The sequence below is a fragment of the Ruegeria sp. CF5 genome (genome assembly GCF_056537325.1).
In genome coordinates, this window is the sequence record NZ_JBQFRI010000012.1 from 42,330 (window position 1) to 60,449 (window position 18,120).

The window sequence follows — 18,120 nt, forward strand, 5'->3', positions numbered from 1 at the left end:
CACAGGAGGACTCGAATGGCGGAAGATCTCAAACAGTGGCTGGAGCGGCTTGAACTTGGAAAATATACCGATTTGCTGGTGGAAAACGAGGTCGCCCTGCTGGATATTCCCCACGTCACTGAACAGGATCTGAAAGACCTGGGGTTGCCGCTTGGGCCCCGTCGTCGGTTTCTGGCGAATGCGGCCAAGTTGGTACAACAGAGCCCTGAAACGTCCATAAATGAAAGCGCTCCCCCGGTTCCCACGCCCGATCAATCCGCAGAGCGACGTCAGCTGACTGTGATGTTCGTGGACCTGGTTGGCTCAACAACCCTTTCAGCAGGGCTCGACCCCGAGGAAATGCGGGAAGTGATCCGGGGTTTCCAGAATGCTGTTGCTGGCGAGATCACGCGCCTTGACGGCCACGTTGCCAAGTTTATGGGTGACGGTGCGCTGGCCTATTTCGGCTGGCCAAGGGCACACGAAAACGAGGCTGAGCGAGCGGTTCGTGCTGGCATTGCATTGCTTGAGGCAATTGAGCGTCTAAGCGCGCCGGACGGAACGCGGTTGGCAGCAAGGATGGGTATCGCGACCGGATTGGTTGTGGTTGGCGATCTTGTCGGCGAGGGGTCGGCGCGCGAAGAAGCAGTGGTGGGCGACACGCCGAACCTCGCAGCGCGCCTTCAAGCGCTGGCTAGACCGGGTCAAATCGTATTGGCCGAACCGACAAGTCGGTTGCTGGGTGGTCTGTTTGAACTCGACGACCTGGGCCAGCACGATGTAAAGGGCCTGGCTGCCCCAGTCGCCGCCTACGCCGTAGTCGGTGAGCGGACATTGGAGAGCCGGTTTGCGGGGCGAGATTCCGCGATTGTGTCAGAGATCGTTGGTCGGGACCAGGAACTGGCTTTGCTGATGGAGCGATGGGGGCAAGCTAAAAAAAGCGAAGGCCAGATGGTCTTGCTGACGGGAGAGGCCGGGATTGGCAAGTCGCGTATTACGCAAGCCCTGTTCGACGAATTGCGAGACCAAGATCACACGAAAATCCGTTATCAGTGTTCGCCCTACCACACCGATAGCGCCCTCTATCCAACGATCCAGCAATTACGCCTGTCTGCCGGATTCGCTGCGCAAGACGACAACGACACGAGACTCGACAAGCTTGAAGCCCTGTTAGGGCAAGGCACGTCAAACACCACTGCTCACACACCATTGATTGCACCTTTGTTGGCACTTGACGCGGAAACGCGCTACGGCGCGCCCGACCTCAGCCCGGAACAATTGCGTTCAAGGCTGCTTCAGGCTTTGATCGATCAGCTCGTGGGGTTAGCAGAGGCGCGGCCTGTTTGCTTTGTGATCGAAGATGCGCACTGGATTGATCCAACAACGCTGGAACTCGTTGAGCTGGCTTTGAATTCGGTCGCCAGTTCGCGCATCTTAGTTCTCATGACCGCTCGCCCAACATTCGAACATGGCTTTGGCGGCCATCCGGTCGTTACCCACCTGATGTTGAATCGACTAGGCCGTTCGCAGGTTGCTAACATTGTGGCGCGTGTCGGTGGAGGCAAGCCCTTACCAGATCCGGTCCTCGACGAGATCACGGCCAAGACCGACGGTATCCCCTTGTTCGTTGAAGAAATTGCCAAGGTGGTGCTGGAATCCGGTGCCCTGCGTGAGGAGGACGGTGCCTATGTGCTAACGGGACCGCTCAGTGCACTGTCCATTCCGGCAACATTGCACGACAGTTTGATGGCGCGCTTGGATCGTTTGCATCCAGTCAAGGAAATCGCTCAGATCGCATCGGTGATCGGTAGAACCTTCGATTACCAAACGCTTGCTGCAATCACTACCCACTCGGATAGTGAGCTAGTGGCTGCGGTGGATCGCTTGGTGGAAGCGGAACTGTTGTTCCGTCGCGGCACGCCCCCAGAAGCTAGCTATCTTTTCAAGCATGCGCTGGTGCGTGATGCAGCCTACGAAAGCCTTCTGAAGTCACGACGCCAAACAATTCATGCCGACCTGTTCACGGCGCTTGAAGCAAAAGGGGATGCACAGCCAGAGATCCTCGCCTACCATGCCGAGCAGGCCGGCGAGAGGGAAAAGGCGATCCGGTATTGGGCACGGGCCGGCGACGATGCGTTTGCGCGTCCGGCCCACCGCGAAGCCGTAAGCCACTTCGAGAGCGCCTTGCGCCTGGTGCGCGGTACAAAGGAAGGCGAGTGCGACAGAGAACGTGAATTAGAGCTACTGCTACGGCTCAACCATTCAAACATGGCTGGGCGCGGCTATGCACATCCCGTTACGGTTGACGGTTTTGCCGAGGCGCGCCGCCTGGTCAATTCTATCGGCGAATCACCACACCGGTTCCCGATCTACTATGGCAATTGGGTCATCTCTCATGTCAGTGGTCAACAGGCGAACGCACTCGAAATTGCCGAGGAAATGTTCGATGCCGCTTCAGGCGACCACAACCCGGATCACTCGTTCATGTCCGCCCGGTCCTTTTATCTCAGCCGAACGATGACCGGTGCCTTTGAAACGGCAGAGAGTGACTACGAACGGGTGCTTGATCTGTACGACCCGGAACGCGAGCCGGATCTCACGCGCCAATACGGTCAGAGCCCCCACTTGGGTCTGCGGTGTTACCGTGCAATTGGTCTGGCCTGCCGCGGTTTCCCGACCAAGGCATGGGACGAGATGATCGGCGTTCCGGAGCATTCCGAACAGCTGGGTCATTCAAACACCATTGGCTATGCTTATACCCACTACGGCATGCTGGCGTGGCTGCTTGGCAAGCACGAAACGGCCGAAGAATTCAGCCGTCGAGCGATCCAGGTGGCGAAAGAGCATGGGTTAGTGATGTGGAAGGGGATCGCAATGCTGGTTCTTGCGGCTGTGTTGCCGTCAAGGGGCCAACCGGAAGAAGCCGCCGATCTGATGGAGGAAGGTATGGCACGGTGCGAAGAATCAAACACGCATGTTTATGTGCCTTACCTCTATTCCCATCATGTCGCCAATCTGTTGGCGGTAAACCAACATGAGCAGGCGGTAAAGGCGCGGGACAAAGTCATTACCATGATCGATCAAGGTTCCGAACGGTGGGCCAACGCCGAGATTTTTCGGATACTCGGAGACTCTGAACGGGCCGGTCTAGGTGGAAATATCCTTGCCAGGAAGTCCTATCTCCAGGCACTCGGAATTGCCCGAAAGCAGAATGCCAAACTATGGGAGTTGCGCACTTCGGTTGGGCTAGCACGCCTAATGCGAGACGAGGGTGAAACCGGCACCGCTCAGGAGTTGCTAGCCCCGATTTATGCCTGGTTCAGCGAGGGACAAGAATCCCCGGATCTCACCAAGGCAAAACGGCTTCTGGTTGAGTTCTCCTAACTCCGTAGCAACGGCGACACAGCCATTAACGCATCCAGCATAATTCCATTGCAGGAGCCGGAAGTATCTCTGTGATGGTTTAACCAGTATTCACACAAACGGCGAAGGTCTGGAATGCGGGCTGCAAACGCGGGATTTCGACCCTCGATCGAGTGACCGCATTGGGCCGTTCCGCAAATCAGGGTAACCTGCAAACCGTTTCGGAGAAGCGCCAGGAACAGCTCGATCTTCAAGCGTTGCACCGGGTCAGATCACGTTTGGTGTCTCGCCGGACGGAAACGATCAATCAGATCCGCGCCTTTCTGATCGAGCAAGGCATCCCAGTGCGCAAAGGTCTACCCGTTGAGAACGAATTACCGCACGTTGCTGTTGGCAAGTTAGTTTTCGCGGGGAAATTCCGGGACCCCTGCGGCTTTCGCCGCTTCATACATCCTCGTCCGATTTTCCTCGGATTTCCAGGTTTCAAGATACCGCCATTCCGTTAGATTGAAATCCGGATTAGTTTCCAAATATTGCTCCACGAGCGCAGCGGCTTCTTCTGGCCTGTCAAGCAGCGAATAGGCCGCCGCCAAAAAAATTTGAACCTGCCCCCTCGGCTTACTAGATGTTTTCGTCCAAAGGCGCACGACCTCTTCGTAGTTTCGGTTCATGAATTGCGCCAGAGCCAGAAACGAGACATCCCGGTATGTCTCCACGGGACTAAGACGTTTGGCGATCAACAGATAGTCCACGGCAGTTGCGGCGTCCCCTGCAAACTGGAGATAGAAACCCATGAAGAGGTTAGCCTCGTAGCCGTTAGGTTCGAGGATAAGTGCTTGGTAAACAGCGTCGACGGCTGCATCTGCGTCGCCGCTGGCGACATACACGCCTCCCAGAGCAATGTGCCCCCACGCAAAATCCCTGTCGAGTTCAATTGCCTTTCTGGCAAATTCTAGTGCCCGTGACAGGTGGGTTGATGGCGTGTCAGTGTATTGGAAACGCACCTGCACCGAGAGGTTGAACGCGAGCCCGGCGTAACCGCCCGCAAAATTCGGGTCCAGCTCAATCACCTGCTCAAAGAGTTTCTCACCGCGCAGGATATTATCCCTGCTTGGCACATCGACAGTGCGGCGCGCCTGCAAGAAAACATCGTAGGCATCGATGTTCGTTGTGTACTTCTGGTACAGCCTCTCGTTCTCGTTGGCTTTGAGCGTTACCGACAGGGCTCTTGCCACCTGTCGCGCGACCTCGGACTGAACCGCAAACACGTCTGTGACGTCGCGATCATAGCGCTCGGCCCAAAGGTGCCCTTCGGTGGCCGCGTCTATGAGCTGTGTTGTGATCCGTATCTTCTCGTCGGTCCGCCTGACGCTGCCCTGCAGTACATAGCGCGCACCCAGGTCTGCGGCGACCTGACGAACATTCGTTGCCTGTCCTTTATAGGTGAAGGCCGAATTCCGTGCGATTACGAAAAGCCCGGATATTTTCGACAGATCGGTAATGATGTCCTCAGTAACACCGTCCGAGAAATACTCCTGCTCCGCGTCGGCAGACAGATTGTCAAAGGGAAGGACAGCGATTGATGGTTTGTCGGATAACGCCGAAATTGCGTCGGCTGGATCGGTCGACCCGGCTTGATGCCACCACAACAGACCACCGCCAAAAAGTAGGCCGATTATCACAATGGCGGCTGACACTCGCCAAAGTAACTTCCGACTCGGACGACTGATTGCTGCCGGTGAGCTGCCGTCCAAGAGCACCTTGAACACCCAAACAGGCCGAGAGATGTTTTTGACCTCGACCTCGCCCAAGTCCTGCAGAGGATAATCAAACTTGTCGCGCAGCTGATCGCGAGCCGCTCGCGAAATACAGACTCCACCGGGATCGGCCAAACCCTCCAGTCGTGCCGCGACGTTCACACCGTCGCCGAAGACGTCGTCATCTTGCGCGATCACGTCCCCGAGATTGATGCCAATCCGAAACAGAATTTGCTTGTCCTCGGGCATTTCGGCGTTTCGGGCTCGCATGCCCTCCTGAACCGCCACTGCGCACCGCGCTGCATCCACGACACTCGCGAACTCGACCAATAGTCCATCACCTGTGGTCTTTACCAGCCGACCTCGATGCTCGGCGATGCACGGACCGATGAGGTCTTTGTGATGGGCGGTCATCGCAGCGAGTGTGCCTTCCTCGTCCTCGCCCATCAACTTGGAGTATCCCTCTACGTCAGCAGCGAGAATGGCGGCAAGGTGGCGTTTGGGCTTTGCGTCGGTCATTCGTGAGGTTCACTTCCCCGGAGCATTCTGGCGGAAGTGTAAAGCAAACGCTGTAAAATTTACATCGGGCTGCAAAATCCCTGTCGAGCGTCATCCGAATGCTGTGACGAACGACGAAACTTCTGAAAGTGGCGTATCCTTCCAGTAACCAGAATGGCAGGTTTCGAGATCCGCCGAGAAGATCGAACCTTTGGCTCAACGGCAGCATTGTCCGCTAAACTGTGAGTTCGGTCATCGCCTGATTTTGCGCCTGCAGCGAACGGCATGTGTGGATTGCTCCTGCATAGCAAGACGTATTTGAATGAGTTCGCACAGGTCAGAAGCAGACATGTGTCCGGCCTGTTTGCGCGGCACATGTGGCCGCTGGCCCTGATGGTTTCCGCAGACCAAGTCCCATACAGGTTCGCGGACAACGTTGTGTCCTGGACATTCGACGGGGTGTCTTGGTTGGCGGGCTGACTGTGCGCCATCAACTCGTTAGTCTTGCTGTCTCGGTGTTTTTGTTCCTTTGCTTTAGGCGTATTGTGGGCGGTAGTATTCGTTCCTAGTCAAGACGGCCCATATGATCCGTGCGGTTTTGTTGGCCATCGCCACGGTCGCAAGCCTGGTTGGCTTGCGCTCAAGCAGTCCGATGGCCCAAGGGTCGACACGATCTGGATTCACCTTCATCTGTCGCAGCCGAGCCGTCATTCCTGTGACCAGGAGGCGTCGAAGATATCGATCACCCATCTTCGAGATCCTTCCCAACCGCTCTTTGCCACCGCTGGATCGGTTGAGCGGCGTCAGGCCAAGCCAAGCTGCGAACTCGCGACCGTTCTTGAACTGGCGCGCATCGCCGATCGTTGCTGCTATGGCTGAAGCTGTCACCGGACCGACACCCGGTATGGTTCGAAGCAGCGCCACACGTGGATCCTGCTTTGCCTGAAGGCGCATACGCATTTCGTACCAACGGATCCGCAGGTGCAAAGCCACGAGCTGATTGCTCAAATTTGTCAGCCATCGACTGCAACTTCGGGAATATCTGGGCGGTTGTTGTCCAATACATCTTTTGCAAATTTCACCGCGCTGCCAATTCCTTGGGCAATCACAATTCCAAACTCTGCGAGCAGCCCGCGCAACATGTTGCTGATCTGAGTGCGCTGGCGCACGATGAGATCACGAGCGCGATGAAGGAACAGGACGCTTTGTTGTTCTTCCGTTTTGATTGCAACAAACCGCATGGTCGGGCGTGTCACGGCTTCGCAGATCGCTTGGGCATCGGCGGCATCAGATTTGCCGCGCTTGACGTAAGGCTTCACGTAATTGGCCGGGATCTAACGGACATCATGCCCGAGAGCGCTCAATTGGCGCGCCCAGTAATGGCTCGAACTGCAAGCTTCCACTCCTACCAAGCAAGCTGGAAGGTCTTCAAAGAAACCCAAAAGCTGCGCCCGCCTTATCGTGCGATTGAAAACAACATCGCCATTTTCAGCGATGCCATCGACCTAAAAGATGTTCTTGGCGAGATCTATGCCAACTGTTGTAACCTGCATTGGGTGGCTCCTCTCATAGCAGTCATGACAACTGCACTATGGCGCATTGCGACGCCGGTGGAGCAGGAGCCATCCACCCCATCAGGTTCGACGCGCCGCGCCGCAGCATGAAAAACTGCTGGTGAATGGCAGGAAAGGGCCGCCCTCAACGGTCAAGCATGAGTTGAAGCTGGATAGGCCAAGACACACATACAAAACCGACGCACCGAAGAACACGCACAAACCCGGTAGGTTCAAGCTTTAGGTGATGGAGTCGGCCGTTTTTCCTTAAATCCAGCGAAAGGTCTTAGGTCTTGATCTTTCGGGTGTCTGCTCCGGTAGGGGGCAGGATAGTACGTTAGAGAAACCTGCCGTTCGTGCACGGCGCGGCGAATAAGGGAAAAGAGCCCATTGTTTCCAGCTTTCTGTGACGCGGCGAAGGTCTGCTTCTGCTAATGCAATCGCGTTACAGAGCAATGTTTTAGAATTATGTTTGCCGTGGTGGTATCGCCGGTCGGGTGTTCCCACCTGCGACAGAACCCTAACGTGTGCCTGTTTCAATCCAGTTGGCACATGTATCGCCCAGTTGCTCGCGGGCTATCTGCTCGTACCGCTGACTTAAGTCTTGAGGTAAATCACTTTTCCAACGACGATTGGCCCCTTTGTGTATGAAAGTCTTTGCACCGCCTTCCCAGAACGCGCCCCCAAGTGGCACTGATTGTTCTGCATTGGATTTCATGTAGTCGAACAAGCAGTGTTTCAACACATCCACCATCATTTCGTCATCTATGTCGACGCCGATAAATTCAGCAATCTCACGAATTTGACCTTCCATGTCGGCTTTAAGGTTCGCGAAATGCACCAACTTGACGTTCGGCAGGTTACGCACCGCCCACCACGATCTTACGTTTTCCCAAAATGACCAAAATGGTGCGCCGTCGTTCTCCAACCAATTCTTGAAATATGTTGGAGGTTCTCCGATGGGAGGCGCCAGAGGCGGGCCGACGCGTCCGGGTGTATTGTTCAGAGCATCGTACCAGGCCTCGTTACCATTGACGTGATGATTGTAGAGTGACCAGACGACATCCCGACCGTCGCGGCCAATGTAAATATATTTGGCCTTTTCCGAGAACACGAGCGCATCGACTGGCAGATGCGTTTTCAGGAATCTGCGGTGAGTTTGTGCTTCGATCATCGGGAGTTTCACTTCCGGCGGCGGCACCCGCAGATCAACCCACGGGCTCATCTCGGCGACAGGCAGGCCCTCTTTGCCACGAAAAATCAGCTGGCTGATGATCTGCTGCATCCAAGTGGTGCCGGATTTTGCGTAGGTCGCAATGACGATGTCGTCGTCGCGAAAGCTGAATTTGTCCCAGATTGTGCTGTCGATGTGATGGTTTTGAATGTCTCTGGTTTTCTCTGGCATGGCGTTCATAGTTCCAGCCCTCCGTTCCCGTTGTATTCAAACTTAAGCTACCGGCTGGTCTGATCTGCAAAAATGGCGAATAGTAGGGTATGACACTGCAAACTTGCAGAATGCTCACCGGGGTTACGTTCGTGTTCAACTGGAACGACATTCGCGTTTTTCTTGCCGTCGCTGAAGAGGGCTCGACCCTAGCGGCAGCCAGCGTCATCGGCATGAACCAGACCACAGTTGCACGCAGGATCGAAGCTCTTGAACACGCTCTCAAAATTCAATTATTTGAACGAGACAACCGCGGCTACAAGCTCACAGCGCAAGGTTTGGCTCTGCTGGACGAAATGAAAGGCATGCGCCGCGCGGCGTCGAAAATATCTGTCTCGGCTGAGCAGCTCGCCAGAGACGAACATGGTGTTATCCGTTTCTCAGGTAACGCAGAGGCCATGCAGCGGTTCGGTGCCGGGCTTGTATCCGCCTTTCGAGAGAAAAATACAGGTATCAGCTTCGAACTTCAGATCGACATTGCCTGGGATAAGGATCAGCCGCCGCTTGAGACGGGAAAATCTGACGTAGCCCTCCGACCTCTCGACGAGATATCAGGGGACACACTTATTGCCAAAAAAGTTGCCCAGTTCCCGCTCGGTGTATACTGCAATCTCGCGTATCAGAAGATTCACGGTGCACCCGGAAATTTGGCGGAGGCCAGCGGGCACAAGTTTCTGATTTACTCCGAAGATATCGCAAGTGTCATGAAGTCTGTCCGTTGGTTGAATGATCAGATTGATCCGTCGCAAGTTCTTTATCAGGTGAATGCTGTGTCCAGTATGGTGGCAGCACTTCAAGTTGGCGATGCATTGGGTTTGTTACCGTGTGTAACAGGCGATGCGACCCCCGACTTGGTCCAGTGCTTCAAACATGAAGAGCTTCACCATAAGCTTTGGCTGATAGCTTCCCGCGAAAGTTACAGCCGCCCTGCGGTGAAAAAGTTCATGGCATTCGCCGGGGAGCATTTCAAGGCGTTGACATGAAACTACCATTCAGGCGTTGCCAGCAATCGGTGTTCGAATAGGCGTTTCGTGGTTGAAATATGAGCACAAGTAGCTGAAGCGCATTTGGGAGCACCTCTGACCACCACATTATGGAGTGGCGATCCCCGTCATCACCAACTGACCCGGCGAACCGTCGGGTCTTTTTTCGAGTTGCGGACATTCAGCGAAGACAAACGAATGGCGGGTTGGTCCGCAGGACGTCAGTTCGTCGGCGACCAAATCTCGCGATTGCAGCGAAAGTTTCCTTTGGCGGGCCGCAACGCAGCCATAACTGGCTCCGACCAATGGCAAGTATTGGGCCGCGAACAATCGGATACTGGCTCCGGCATGGGCCAAGCGCTGCGTTGGGCGTGAGCCCAAGTTCAGGGCTTCGGCACTTTCTGAGCATAGCTCCGATTGACCAAATCCCGAAACTCCGTCGCTGGGAGTTTCGAGAATTCATCGGTAAACAAAATACGCCTCAGTTCTCAAGAGGCTTTGGATTGATTGGTCGAAAGTCTCCATTCAGTACGGCTTGGCTGACCCCATAGTTTCTTACGCTGTAGTTGAATGGCTCACCGCCAGACGACAAAGAATTGATCGCCGTGTCTCCGCAGTTGAAATGCACGGTGATAGTACCATCCGAATTAGGTTCCCACATATTCGAGTTGATGTGCGTGTTCCCGGCCATCAGATAGCCCTCAACATCATAGAGCGTGAAGGACGTGAAGAAATTGTTCTTGGGATCGTCAAAAGTGATGTCAAGGCATTCATCTCCGGGCAATGCCGGCGAGCTGGAATAGGCGTTTGAAACACCCAACTCTGGCGGATACCCGCCCCAGCCGGCAGCATGTGAAATGTCGAGCAGGTGCTGGTCGGCCGCGCCGGGTGCTTTGGCATAGGTGTAATCAATACCAGCCTTCAAAAACTCATCTTTATAGGCAATACGCAGCGCTTCGAGCTGCTCCTGATCAAAATCTGCCGAAACATAGGGGCTGCTTTCAACATAGTCCGAAACAGCGATCATATCCTGTACGTCGTGAAGATGATCCAACGCCGCAGCATCGGTGCGGTCCTTAAGCTCTGTCCGAAACATGACAAATGCGTAATCAGTCGAAACAGTCAGCCTGTGTTCGCCCGGCTCAACAATGAAGTAGGGCGAAAAACCATCTTCATCCATGATTTGCACCGAGACATACAGGTCGGAATCGGGAATGGTGACCGTGAATTCGTGATCGTCAGACACATCGACAATCTGAATGGAATAAAGCGTATCCCAGTTCATGCGCACTGTGGGGGCTTCTGCCCCAACAGGTGACACTTCGCGCAGGTGCAGTATCTCTTTGTCGGCACCCTTGCGTGCCCAATTGGCAAAGTTCCAGGCGGTTTCGGCTTGGGCAAAGTTATCTGCTGTGACGGCAATCGTTTCGGCCTGCGCCAGCGACGTAGTCGCCAAAAGCGTTGCAGTCAGAAGGAGCGGGGATTTCATTTTCAGAACTCCTGATTTTTTGTTGCTTCGCGAATGATCATTTGACCAGCTCGATCTCACCGGGGCGCCAGGTGCCATCAAACCAGGGCTCAAGCGGGCCATAGAGACGCAGGATGGTCGACCACGATTTGCCCGGCATGGTTTGAATCCAGTTTCCTTCATTGCCCTCCGGAGCTTGGGGGGCGAACCAGACTGTATAGCTGCCATCGTCATTGGCTTTGAGGGTCGGCAATGTGCTGTCAACACCCGCCAGTTTCTGATCTGTTTCCAGCAGGGATCGTGTCTGGGTGCTATAGACCACGAACGACCAATAGTTGTTCACCGGCACGTTGGCTGGAATGGTAATCGAATAGGTTTGGCTACCTTCGAGATAGCGACCATTGCTGTCGCGGTTGATCATTGCATATTGCGAGCCAACGCCGACATTCTTGGCCACCATCGCCGGGGTGATGCCGGTGGCGTAGTAGTGAAACAGCGTGCGAGCATCGACAAGCTTTACATCGCCTGCCTGGAATTCGTGATCACCGCCAACAAACGGCGTTTTCCAATAGCCGGATTCATACAGGAAGGGGGCTCTGGTACGGGGTGCATAGATCAAAGAGCGCGCAGCGGCAGTTCCGATGGCGACTGCTTCGGTAAGAGTTTGGGTCAAACTTTCGTCGGGCTCAAACGGTTGCCCCTTGCGAATGCCCAAGGTGAACAAATCTCCCAATAGCTCCGCAGGCAAAGCGCCCTCGGGCTCTGCATCGACAACTGCTTTCATTTCTTCAAAAAACGAAAAGTCGTTAGCGTGGATCGTGTTGACCTGCACATCCGTCATATCGACGAATCCGATTTCAGGCGGATTGTCACGCTCGGACCAGGGGTAGATGCGCAAGTTCTCTTTGACACGACTGACTTCGGCCGCTGGCCCATCTGCGCCAGGGAAGGCCCGAAGCGCGAGCCAGTTCATGTAACTTGGCGTCTTCAGGATGTAGTACCCGTCTTCGGGCAGATCGCCATCGTAGTCATTGGGCACGATCAGGTATTTCCCGCCTTTGCCCTTGTCTGGCCCCGCGTTCCCGACATCACCCACATAGCGCATATAGACATCGTCGATCAGCCCCAGAATGCCTGATGGCAGTTCGAGAACCACTGGACCATTCGACAGATCGGTGCAGCCCATCACATAAATTGTTGTGGTGTTAGGCGTTAGCAGCAAGGATCGGGCATTGTAGAGATCCTGAAAAATCCCGAAACTTCCGGTAACAGCTCCGGATTCAGCAAGTCCGCGGCACATCGCGTAGGTCGACGCGGCGGGCATCCCGTCCATGAAGGCGGTGATCCCCCGCGCAAGGTTGAGCGCATCATAGGCAACCGTAGCTGTTTCCGGGGTTGGGAGACCGTCAAAATACTCCAGTGTTCCCAACCGCGTCTCAAAACTGTCCGGCACAATGATGCTGTCTGGCACATTCGCTGCGTAATCTGGACTGTCTTGCGCCATGGCAAATGATGCGCTGCAAATCGCGGCAAACGAACTGGTGTACTTTAAGATTTGCGTAATCATGACTTTGTTGCTCCCAAATAATAGCATCCGCCGTGCACCCACGGATCGGATCATCAAATTGGGGGTATGATACCAAGGGCTACCCGCCTAAACTGCACGTCAACGGGCATTTGAGGGCAAATATGGATCGGGACGAAGCGGTTCACTTTTTGCGGCAAAACGGCTGGCTTTCGCGTTTGCCGGATGCTGTACAGCAGGATTGGCTAAGCGGAGCGCGGTTTCATCAGATTTCCAAAGGTGAGCGCATTTTTGAAGTCGAGGATGATCCGCGCTTTATGGTTGGCCTCGCAAGCGGCTCTGTCGGTGCATATCTGAGCTATCATCACGATGAAACACGGCTGGTTCTACTGTACGAAGACGGAAATTGGTTTGGCGACGCCGCTGTCATCACCGGCGAGCGGCATCGGGGTACAGGTGTTGCACGAACCGATTGCGCAATACTCTTGGTGCCAGCAACACACGTCGAAATGGTAAACAAGCGCCACCCGGACGTCTGGCGTCACATTTCCATGAACGTGCTTTTCCAAATCGACAGTTACCTGACCCTAACTGAAGCCGCGCTCAACCGGGACCCTGTGGGCCGCGTGATCACAATGTTGATCAGCCTCAAAAAACTGAACCCAAGGCACAGCGTTTTCAATCTGTCCAGTGAAGAAGTCGGGCAAATGACCGGGCTGACACGAAACACAGCAAACAATTGCCTGCGCACGCTGGAAACAGCTGGAGCGATTGAACGAAGCTATGCAAGCATTCGCCTCTCCGACTTACAGTCTCTGGAGCTCCACCTTAGGGAGAATGGCACAAAATAACCGCCAGCTCAGGCAGGCAGGCAGAAAACTGATTTGCTGTGTGGCAAAGTTTCTTAGGGTTTAAGTTTAATTTTTGAATGCGTCCTTTATGCTGACGCTAAATTAGGCATCTGTTTCAAGCGTGCTTTTCCTTTCTGCCTGCTTTGCTGTGAATCGACACGCGACTTATGCACTGCTGCCGTTAGGATGCCGAAATCAAACTCACACTTTGACCGCGATTTACAATTTCGGCATGACTTCGATTTTGCGCTCGCAGCAAAAGTCCGGCCTGATGGGCCGCGGCGCAGCGATGGCTACTATCAGTTACCGGTAGTTATAGGCCGGTCCTGGACACTCAAAATTGGTGTGATGTTGCGCTTCATCCGAGGGCCGCAGCGAGCACTTATTGATCGAATGCGTCAGTTGGTAATAGCGAGCTTGGCTCCCAAAAATCCGAATGTTCCAGCAAAGCACCGTTTGATCCACTTCATAACATTGGGGCGGCGGATTACGTACTCGCGTGCATAAGCGGCAAACACGCCGTAACCGACAAAAACAATGAAGGTCATTATCATGAATAAGATCGCCAACCAGATCAGCGAAGCTGTTGCGTTTGGCGCTGATGGAGAAATGAACTGAGGAAGGAATGCCAGGAAGAACAGGGACAATTTGGGATTTAAAACGTTTAACAAGGTGCCTGTTGTCGCGATGCGCAGATACCCGATTTGGTTTTTATCTTCGGGCATTTCCATGACGGTGTCATCTTTCAAAATTCGCCAAGCCATGAAAAACAGATATGCGACCCCAAGATACTTAATTACTTGAAACGCCAAAGCGCTGGTATGAAGCAGCGCTGCTAAACCAATGATACTGGCTACAGCCGCGGGTAGAATTCCAAGGGTGCATCCAACAGCAGCAGCGACACTCGCCTTAAATCCGCGGCCGAGGCCGATTGCCAAAGTGTAGATCACCCCAGTTCCAGGCAGTAATACGACAACCATTGAAGTTAGTAAAAATTCAAGTGACATGAATGGGGCTCCTGATTTTCAGACACTCTCTGCGCCAGGCGCTCAAGGGTCAAGGTCGGCTAAATTGCAAGTCTCGTTTCTTCGATTACAATGCAGCGAAGAGGCAGATTAAAAACAGTCCAATGGCATGCTTTGGAATGACCGGTTGGGTGCAACCTGCTGGGGGCGCACTAGTCCGAAGAGTCCTGCATTACTGACTGTCGCCTAAGGGTTGCAGACATTCGATAAACCTAAAATTGTCGTATGCGCCAAGCGCAGGAAATGCGGGATTTGAGCCGTACCGACCAAGATTCAGTACTACGCGAATGGCGGCTTCTGAAACCCGAAGCCGCATATCCGTATCAGCACCTCTAGAGCCCTGAGATATCCACGTAGACTACGTAATCAGCCACTTTACCTTCCTGCAGGCCAAGGCGCGCGGCGAATGGGACTTCATGCTCGCTGCTATCTTTGCGTGTGTAATGGACTGTTCCGTCACAGAACACCGTGTCGCCGTCCGACCAGATGCCGGTGATTGTGTGTCGCATGGCCATGATGGTCTGAAAGAACGCTTCGTTGGCCTGATGGACAGGTTCGCGCCCCAAAATCGGATCGAAATTCCCGAGGCGGAATGTGACATCTTCGGCTACAAATCCGACAACGTCGTCTGCGTTCATTGCATCGACGGCTGTATAGAGTTCGGCAACCAGTGTGGCGTGCGGCGAGCTGTATTCATTGGTGATCTGCATTTTTGTTCTCCTTGACAGATGTTTTGTGTGTTGTGACGTTCAGCGGCATTCCAGCTTGCGTTTTGAATGCAAGACGCCGGAGGTGGTCAAAGCGGATGTGCCCGTTGGTTATGGCCAGCCCAAGAAAGAGAACCGCAAGCGCTACAACCAAAGTGAGGCGGATTGGCTCACCAAAAGCAAAAGCCCCGAAGCCAATGCCGAAAAGAGTGGCGAAGTATCCAACCTGGGCAAATCCGACGCCATCCGTGCGCCGCTGCACGTCGAAGGTCAGCACGTAGCTGAGTGCGGTGATCAGTCCGATCCCGATGATAGCAACAATTGGGCCAGGACCTAACGAACCGGGCGAGACCTGACCGCTGACAAGGACCGGCAGCCCGATCACCAGCAGTTGCAACCCAAGAGTTCCGGCTGCCAGCGCCATGGGATCACCGCCTTGCGGGTAAGCCCGGCTGCGAAAGACATTGCCCATTGCCAGCAGAAGCGGGCCGGCCATCGCGATGGCGATCCAGTGCGGCGCGACGTTTGACAGGTCGAAGCCACTATGAGAGGCAAAACTGATGCCAGCCAGCCCGATCAGAATCCCGATCAGCCGGTATGCGGGTAACATTCGCTTTTCGACCAAAGCTGTGATCGCAAATGTGAAGAGCGGTGAGAGCGTGACCAGCGCCGAATAGAAACCGGTGGATACATATCCCAGCACAGTATAGCCAATCAGGGCAGGCCCGCTGATGCCAAGGATGCCAGCCCCAAGGTAATAGGCCAGATACCTGCGATGCAACGGGGGATGCTTGCCGGAAATCACCCCAATGACGAACAGAACTAGACTTGCGACCAGGAGCTGCCAGAACAAGGCAAGTTGTGGCGCGATGTCCGCAATTGCCACAAACTTGGTCAAGGTAAAACTGACCCCGACAAGTGCGCCGATTGCAATGATCAGCGCTGTCGGTGGAAGATTCCTGACAAAGCGGGGCATCATGCGGCTCCTTTTGTTGGTGCCGCAATGATGAAGTCTGGTTCTGGCCCGATCGGGATGATGCCGCTTGGGTTGATGTGACGATGGCTGAGAAAATAATGTGCGCGTATATGCTGCATATCGATGGTTTCAGCGACGTCAGGCAGTTGAGAGAAATTCGCCAGGTAGCGCGAAAGGGCCGGGTAGTCCTTGATCCGAGTCCGGTCGATCCTGAAATGCGTCACATAGACGGGATCGAACCGCAGAAGCGTCGGGAACAGCTTCAGATCAACTTCGGTCAGCGTTGTGCCAGCCAGAAAACGCCGGGTGCTCAGCACTGTTTCGACAATGTCCAGCGCCGCATAAAGCTGATGGATCGCCTCGTCATAGGCGTCCTGTGTGGTGGCAAAGCCGACACGATAAACGCCATTGCGAATAGGAGCCTGGATGATCTCGGCCAACCGGTCGATCTCAGCTGCGATTTCGGCTGGATAGAGGTCCGGACCAGTCGCGTCCACAAAGGCGGTGTTGAGCATTCGCATGATATCTGCGGAGTCGGTGCTGACGATCTGGCCGCTGTGAGTGTCCAACAGCAGCGGGACAGTAATCGCGCCGGTAAGGGCCGGCGCGGCGCGCTGATAGACCTGATAGAGATATCGGTCACGTGGCACCCCGGCCGTCTCGTCAAAGCTGGACTGATCGATGACCCAGCTGTCCTCGGACATCACCGGGTCCATCCAGGTGATGCCTATGGCCTGGCGCAGCCCCTTGAGCGACAACACCAGATCAACACCGTGACACCACGGGCATGCCTTCGACATATAGAGATGGTAACGGCCAGAAGCCGCCGGAAAGTCCGCGCGCGCATCCGAACTGATCCAGCCACGAAACGGGCTGGGCAACCGGTGAAAGCGTCCATCAGATTGCGCTGGCTTGTCGCGCAGGATCCCGTTGATGAGCATTTTGGGCATGGTCGCCTCCATCCAATACGTGTTGAGGACGACTTAACGTGTTTCCCAAGGTGGGATAATTGGCTATTTTGGATACTCAAGGATGAGAAAAAGTTGACAGTGTGAGGGTGACATGGTCGAAATCGGCGCTATCCCGGTATTTGTCGCTGTGGCCGAGAACGGTGGCTTTGCCGCGGCAGCGCGGCGGTTGGGGATCACGAAATCAGCCGTCAGCAAACGAATTGGCACGTTGGAAGCGCATCTTGGCACTCAGTTGTTTCATCGCTCGACACGTAGCATTTCGTTGACCGAAGCCGGGGAAATCTACCTGACGCATGCAATACAGGCGCTTGGATCGGCGCAGGAAGCAGAAGACGCTGTCGCGGCCCTTCAGGGTCTACCGGTCGGGCATCTGAGGATAAGCACGCCCATGTCCTTCGGGCGGCTACACATCGCGCCGTTGCTCACCGAGTTTCTGGCCACTTATCCTGATATCACGATGGACCTGACCATGGATGACCGGATTGTCGATCTGGTCGATGCCGGGCTGGATATGGCCATCCGGGCCGGCACCCTGCCTGACTCAGCTCTGATCGCGCGCCGGTTGGCGCCGATCCATAGCGTCCTTGTCGCTTCACCGAAATACATATCGCGAAAGGGTGCCCCACAGCATCCCGAAGATCTGCTGGCGCACAATTGCCTGCACTACGCCTATTCACGGGATCCTATGGAATGGGTGTTCCAAGGTCCGCGTGGAGAAGTGCGGACTCGCACCAAAGGCACACTGCGCGTCAACAACAGCGAGACGCTTTGTGCCGCGTTACTCGACGGACTTGGGATCGGACGACTGCCAACATTTGTAGCAGGTTCCCATGTGGCCGCTGGCCGTCTGATCCGGGTCTTGCCGGAATACGCAATGCCGGAACAGGCGCTTTATGCGGTGTTTCCCGACCGCCGTCATATGCCAATGAAAGTGCGCGCCTTTGTGGATTTCCTTGCCGAACGGATCGGGAGGGACAGGCCGTTTTGGGATGTCGAGGCGGGGCTGGGAGGCTGAGGCGC

At 54.9% G+C, this 18,120-nt stretch carries 13 protein-coding genes and 2 pseudogenes; 6 read left to right on the forward strand and 9 right to left on the reverse strand.

Annotation, left to right across the window (positions count from 1 at the left end; translation table 11 throughout):
• Nucleotides 1-15 precede the first annotated feature (15 nt).
• Together ACR0NW_RS21195 and ACR0NW_RS21200 are read left to right on the forward strand one after the other, a co-directional pair.
• Nucleotides 16-3,363: an AAA family ATPase gene (locus ACR0NW_RS21195; RefSeq protein ID WP_480452694.1), complete on the forward strand. Its 3,348-nt coding sequence runs from the start codon at nucleotides 16-18 to the stop codon at nucleotides 3,361-3,363.
• A 104-nt stretch (nucleotides 3,364-3,467) separates the two neighbouring features.
• A pseudogene (locus ACR0NW_RS21200) lies at nucleotides 3,468-3,698 on the forward strand (IS110 family transposase); the annotation flags it as partial.
• Between the two features lie 42 nt (nucleotides 3,699-3,740).
• Here ACR0NW_RS21200 and ACR0NW_RS21205 read toward each other — a convergent pair.
• The gene (locus ACR0NW_RS21205) at nucleotides 3,741-5,618 is read right to left on the reverse strand and encodes an adenylate/guanylate cyclase domain-containing protein (protein ID WP_480452693.1); all 1,878 of its coding nucleotides are present in this window, start codon (nucleotides 5,616-5,618) and stop codon (nucleotides 3,741-3,743) included.
• 513 nt (nucleotides 5,619-6,131) lie between these two features.
• Nucleotides 6,132-7,093: pseudogene (locus tag ACR0NW_RS21210) on the reverse strand (IS110 family RNA-guided transposase).
• Here ACR0NW_RS21210 and ACR0NW_RS21215 point away from each other — a divergent pair.
• Nucleotides 6,977-7,261 carry a hypothetical protein gene (locus tag ACR0NW_RS21215; RefSeq protein WP_480452692.1) on the forward strand — a complete coding sequence of 95 codons (285 nt, stop codon included), beginning with the start codon at nucleotides 6,977-6,979 and terminating at the stop codon, nucleotides 7,259-7,261. The pseudogene ACR0NW_RS21210 and the gene ACR0NW_RS21215 overlap by 117 nt on opposite strands.
• A gap of 409 nt (nucleotides 7,262-7,670) precedes the next feature.
• Here the strand turns inward: ACR0NW_RS21215 and ACR0NW_RS21220 are convergent, their stop codons facing one another.
• Complete coding sequence (locus ACR0NW_RS21220; protein WP_480452690.1) at nucleotides 7,671-8,564, reverse strand: sulfotransferase domain-containing protein; 894 nt, start codon at nucleotides 8,562-8,564, stop codon at nucleotides 7,671-7,673.
• A gap of 80 nt (nucleotides 8,565-8,644) precedes the next feature.
• On the opposite strand from ACR0NW_RS21220, the gene ACR0NW_RS21225 reads away from it, so the two are divergent.
• Entirely contained in the window at nucleotides 8,645-9,577 is a 933-nt protein-coding gene (locus ACR0NW_RS21225) for a LysR family transcriptional regulator (protein ID WP_480452689.1), read from the forward strand.
• Nucleotides 9,578-10,058: 481 nt separating this feature from the next.
• Here the strand turns inward: ACR0NW_RS21225 and ACR0NW_RS21230 are convergent, their stop codons facing one another.
• The gene (locus tag ACR0NW_RS21230; protein ID WP_480452687.1) at nucleotides 10,059-11,066 is read right to left on the reverse strand and encodes a DUF1254 domain-containing protein; all 1,008 of its coding nucleotides are present in this window, start codon (nucleotides 11,064-11,066) and stop codon (nucleotides 10,059-10,061) included.
• Nucleotides 11,067-11,103: 37 nt separating this feature from the next.
• Entirely contained in the window at nucleotides 11,104-12,612 is a 1,509-nt protein-coding gene (locus tag ACR0NW_RS21235) for a DUF1254 domain-containing protein (protein WP_480452685.1), read from the reverse strand.
• 122 nt (nucleotides 12,613-12,734) lie between these two features.
• Between ACR0NW_RS21235 and ACR0NW_RS21240 the strand changes: the two genes are divergently transcribed.
• Entirely contained in the window at nucleotides 12,735-13,421 is a 687-nt protein-coding gene (locus ACR0NW_RS21240; protein ID WP_170657429.1) for a Crp/Fnr family transcriptional regulator, read from the forward strand.
• A 398-nt stretch (nucleotides 13,422-13,819) separates the two neighbouring features.
• Here the strand turns inward: ACR0NW_RS21240 and ACR0NW_RS21245 are convergent, their stop codons facing one another.
• From ACR0NW_RS21245 to ACR0NW_RS21260, 4 genes are all read right to left on the reverse strand, one after another.
• Entirely contained in the window at nucleotides 13,820-14,428 is a 609-nt protein-coding gene (locus ACR0NW_RS21245; protein ID WP_170657427.1) for a LysE family translocator, read from the reverse strand.
• Nucleotides 14,429-14,778: 350 nt separating this feature from the next.
• A complete protein-coding gene (locus tag ACR0NW_RS21250) occupies nucleotides 14,779-15,156 on the reverse strand; it encodes a nuclear transport factor 2 family protein (protein ID WP_480452684.1) in 378 nt (125 codons plus the stop codon).
• Nucleotides 15,140-16,129 carry a DMT family transporter gene (locus ACR0NW_RS21255; protein ID WP_480452682.1) on the reverse strand — a complete coding sequence of 330 codons (990 nt, stop codon included), beginning with the start codon at nucleotides 16,127-16,129 and terminating at the stop codon, nucleotides 15,140-15,142. Before ACR0NW_RS21255 ends, ACR0NW_RS21250 begins: the two co-directional genes overlap by 17 nt.
• Nucleotides 16,129-17,079, reverse strand: coding sequence for a glutathione S-transferase family protein (locus ACR0NW_RS21260; RefSeq protein WP_480452680.1), 951 nt, complete (start codon nucleotides 17,077-17,079; stop codon nucleotides 16,129-16,131). Before ACR0NW_RS21260 ends, ACR0NW_RS21255 begins: the two co-directional genes overlap by 1 nt.
• A 112-nt stretch (nucleotides 17,080-17,191) precedes the next feature.
• On the opposite strand from ACR0NW_RS21260, the gene ACR0NW_RS21265 reads away from it, so the two are divergent.
• Nucleotides 17,192-18,115 (forward strand): LysR family transcriptional regulator, encoded by a 924-nt coding sequence (locus ACR0NW_RS21265; RefSeq protein WP_170657419.1) that lies wholly within the window; start codon nucleotides 17,192-17,194, stop codon nucleotides 18,113-18,115.
• The last annotated feature ends 5 nt before the right edge of the window (nucleotides 18,116-18,120 follow it).

Coding starts and splice junctions, on each gene's coding strand:
- ACR0NW_RS21235 (WP_480452685.1), bottom strand. CDS start 12,612: ATGATTACGCAAATCTTAAAGTACACCAGTTCGTTTGCCGCGATTTGC.
- ACR0NW_RS21260 (WP_480452680.1), bottom strand. CDS start 17,079: ATGCCCAAAATGCTCATCAACGGGATCCTGCGCGACAAGCCAGCGCAA.
- ACR0NW_RS21230 (WP_480452687.1), bottom strand. CDS start 11,066: ATGAAATCCCCGCTCCTTCTGACTGCAACGCTTTTGGCGACTACGTCG.
- ACR0NW_RS21250 (WP_480452684.1), bottom strand. CDS start 15,156: ATGCAGATCACCAATGAATACAGCTCGCCGCACGCCACACTGGTTGCC.
- ACR0NW_RS21215 (WP_480452692.1), top strand. CDS start 6,977: ATGGCTCGAACTGCAAGCTTCCACTCCTACCAAGCAAGCTGGAAGGTC.
- ACR0NW_RS21220 (WP_480452690.1), bottom strand. CDS start 8,564: ATGAACGCCATGCCAGAGAAAACCAGAGACATTCAAAACCATCACATC.
- ACR0NW_RS21205 (WP_480452693.1), bottom strand. CDS start 5,618: ATGACCGACGCAAAGCCCAAACGCCACCTTGCCGCCATTCTCGCTGCT.
- ACR0NW_RS21195 (WP_480452694.1), top strand. CDS start 16: ATGGCGGAAGATCTCAAACAGTGGCTGGAGCGGCTTGAACTTGGAAAA.
- ACR0NW_RS21225 (WP_480452689.1), top strand. CDS start 8,645: ATGACACTGCAAACTTGCAGAATGCTCACCGGGGTTACGTTCGTGTTC.
- ACR0NW_RS21255 (WP_480452682.1), bottom strand. CDS start 16,129: ATGCCCCGCTTTGTCAGGAATCTTCCACCGACAGCGCTGATCATTGCA.
- ACR0NW_RS21265 (WP_170657419.1), top strand. CDS start 17,192: ATGGTCGAAATCGGCGCTATCCCGGTATTTGTCGCTGTGGCCGAGAAC.
- ACR0NW_RS21245 (WP_170657427.1), bottom strand. CDS start 14,428: ATGTCACTTGAATTTTTACTAACTTCAATGGTTGTCGTATTACTGCCT.
- ACR0NW_RS21240 (WP_170657429.1), top strand. CDS start 12,735: ATGGATCGGGACGAAGCGGTTCACTTTTTGCGGCAAAACGGCTGGCTT.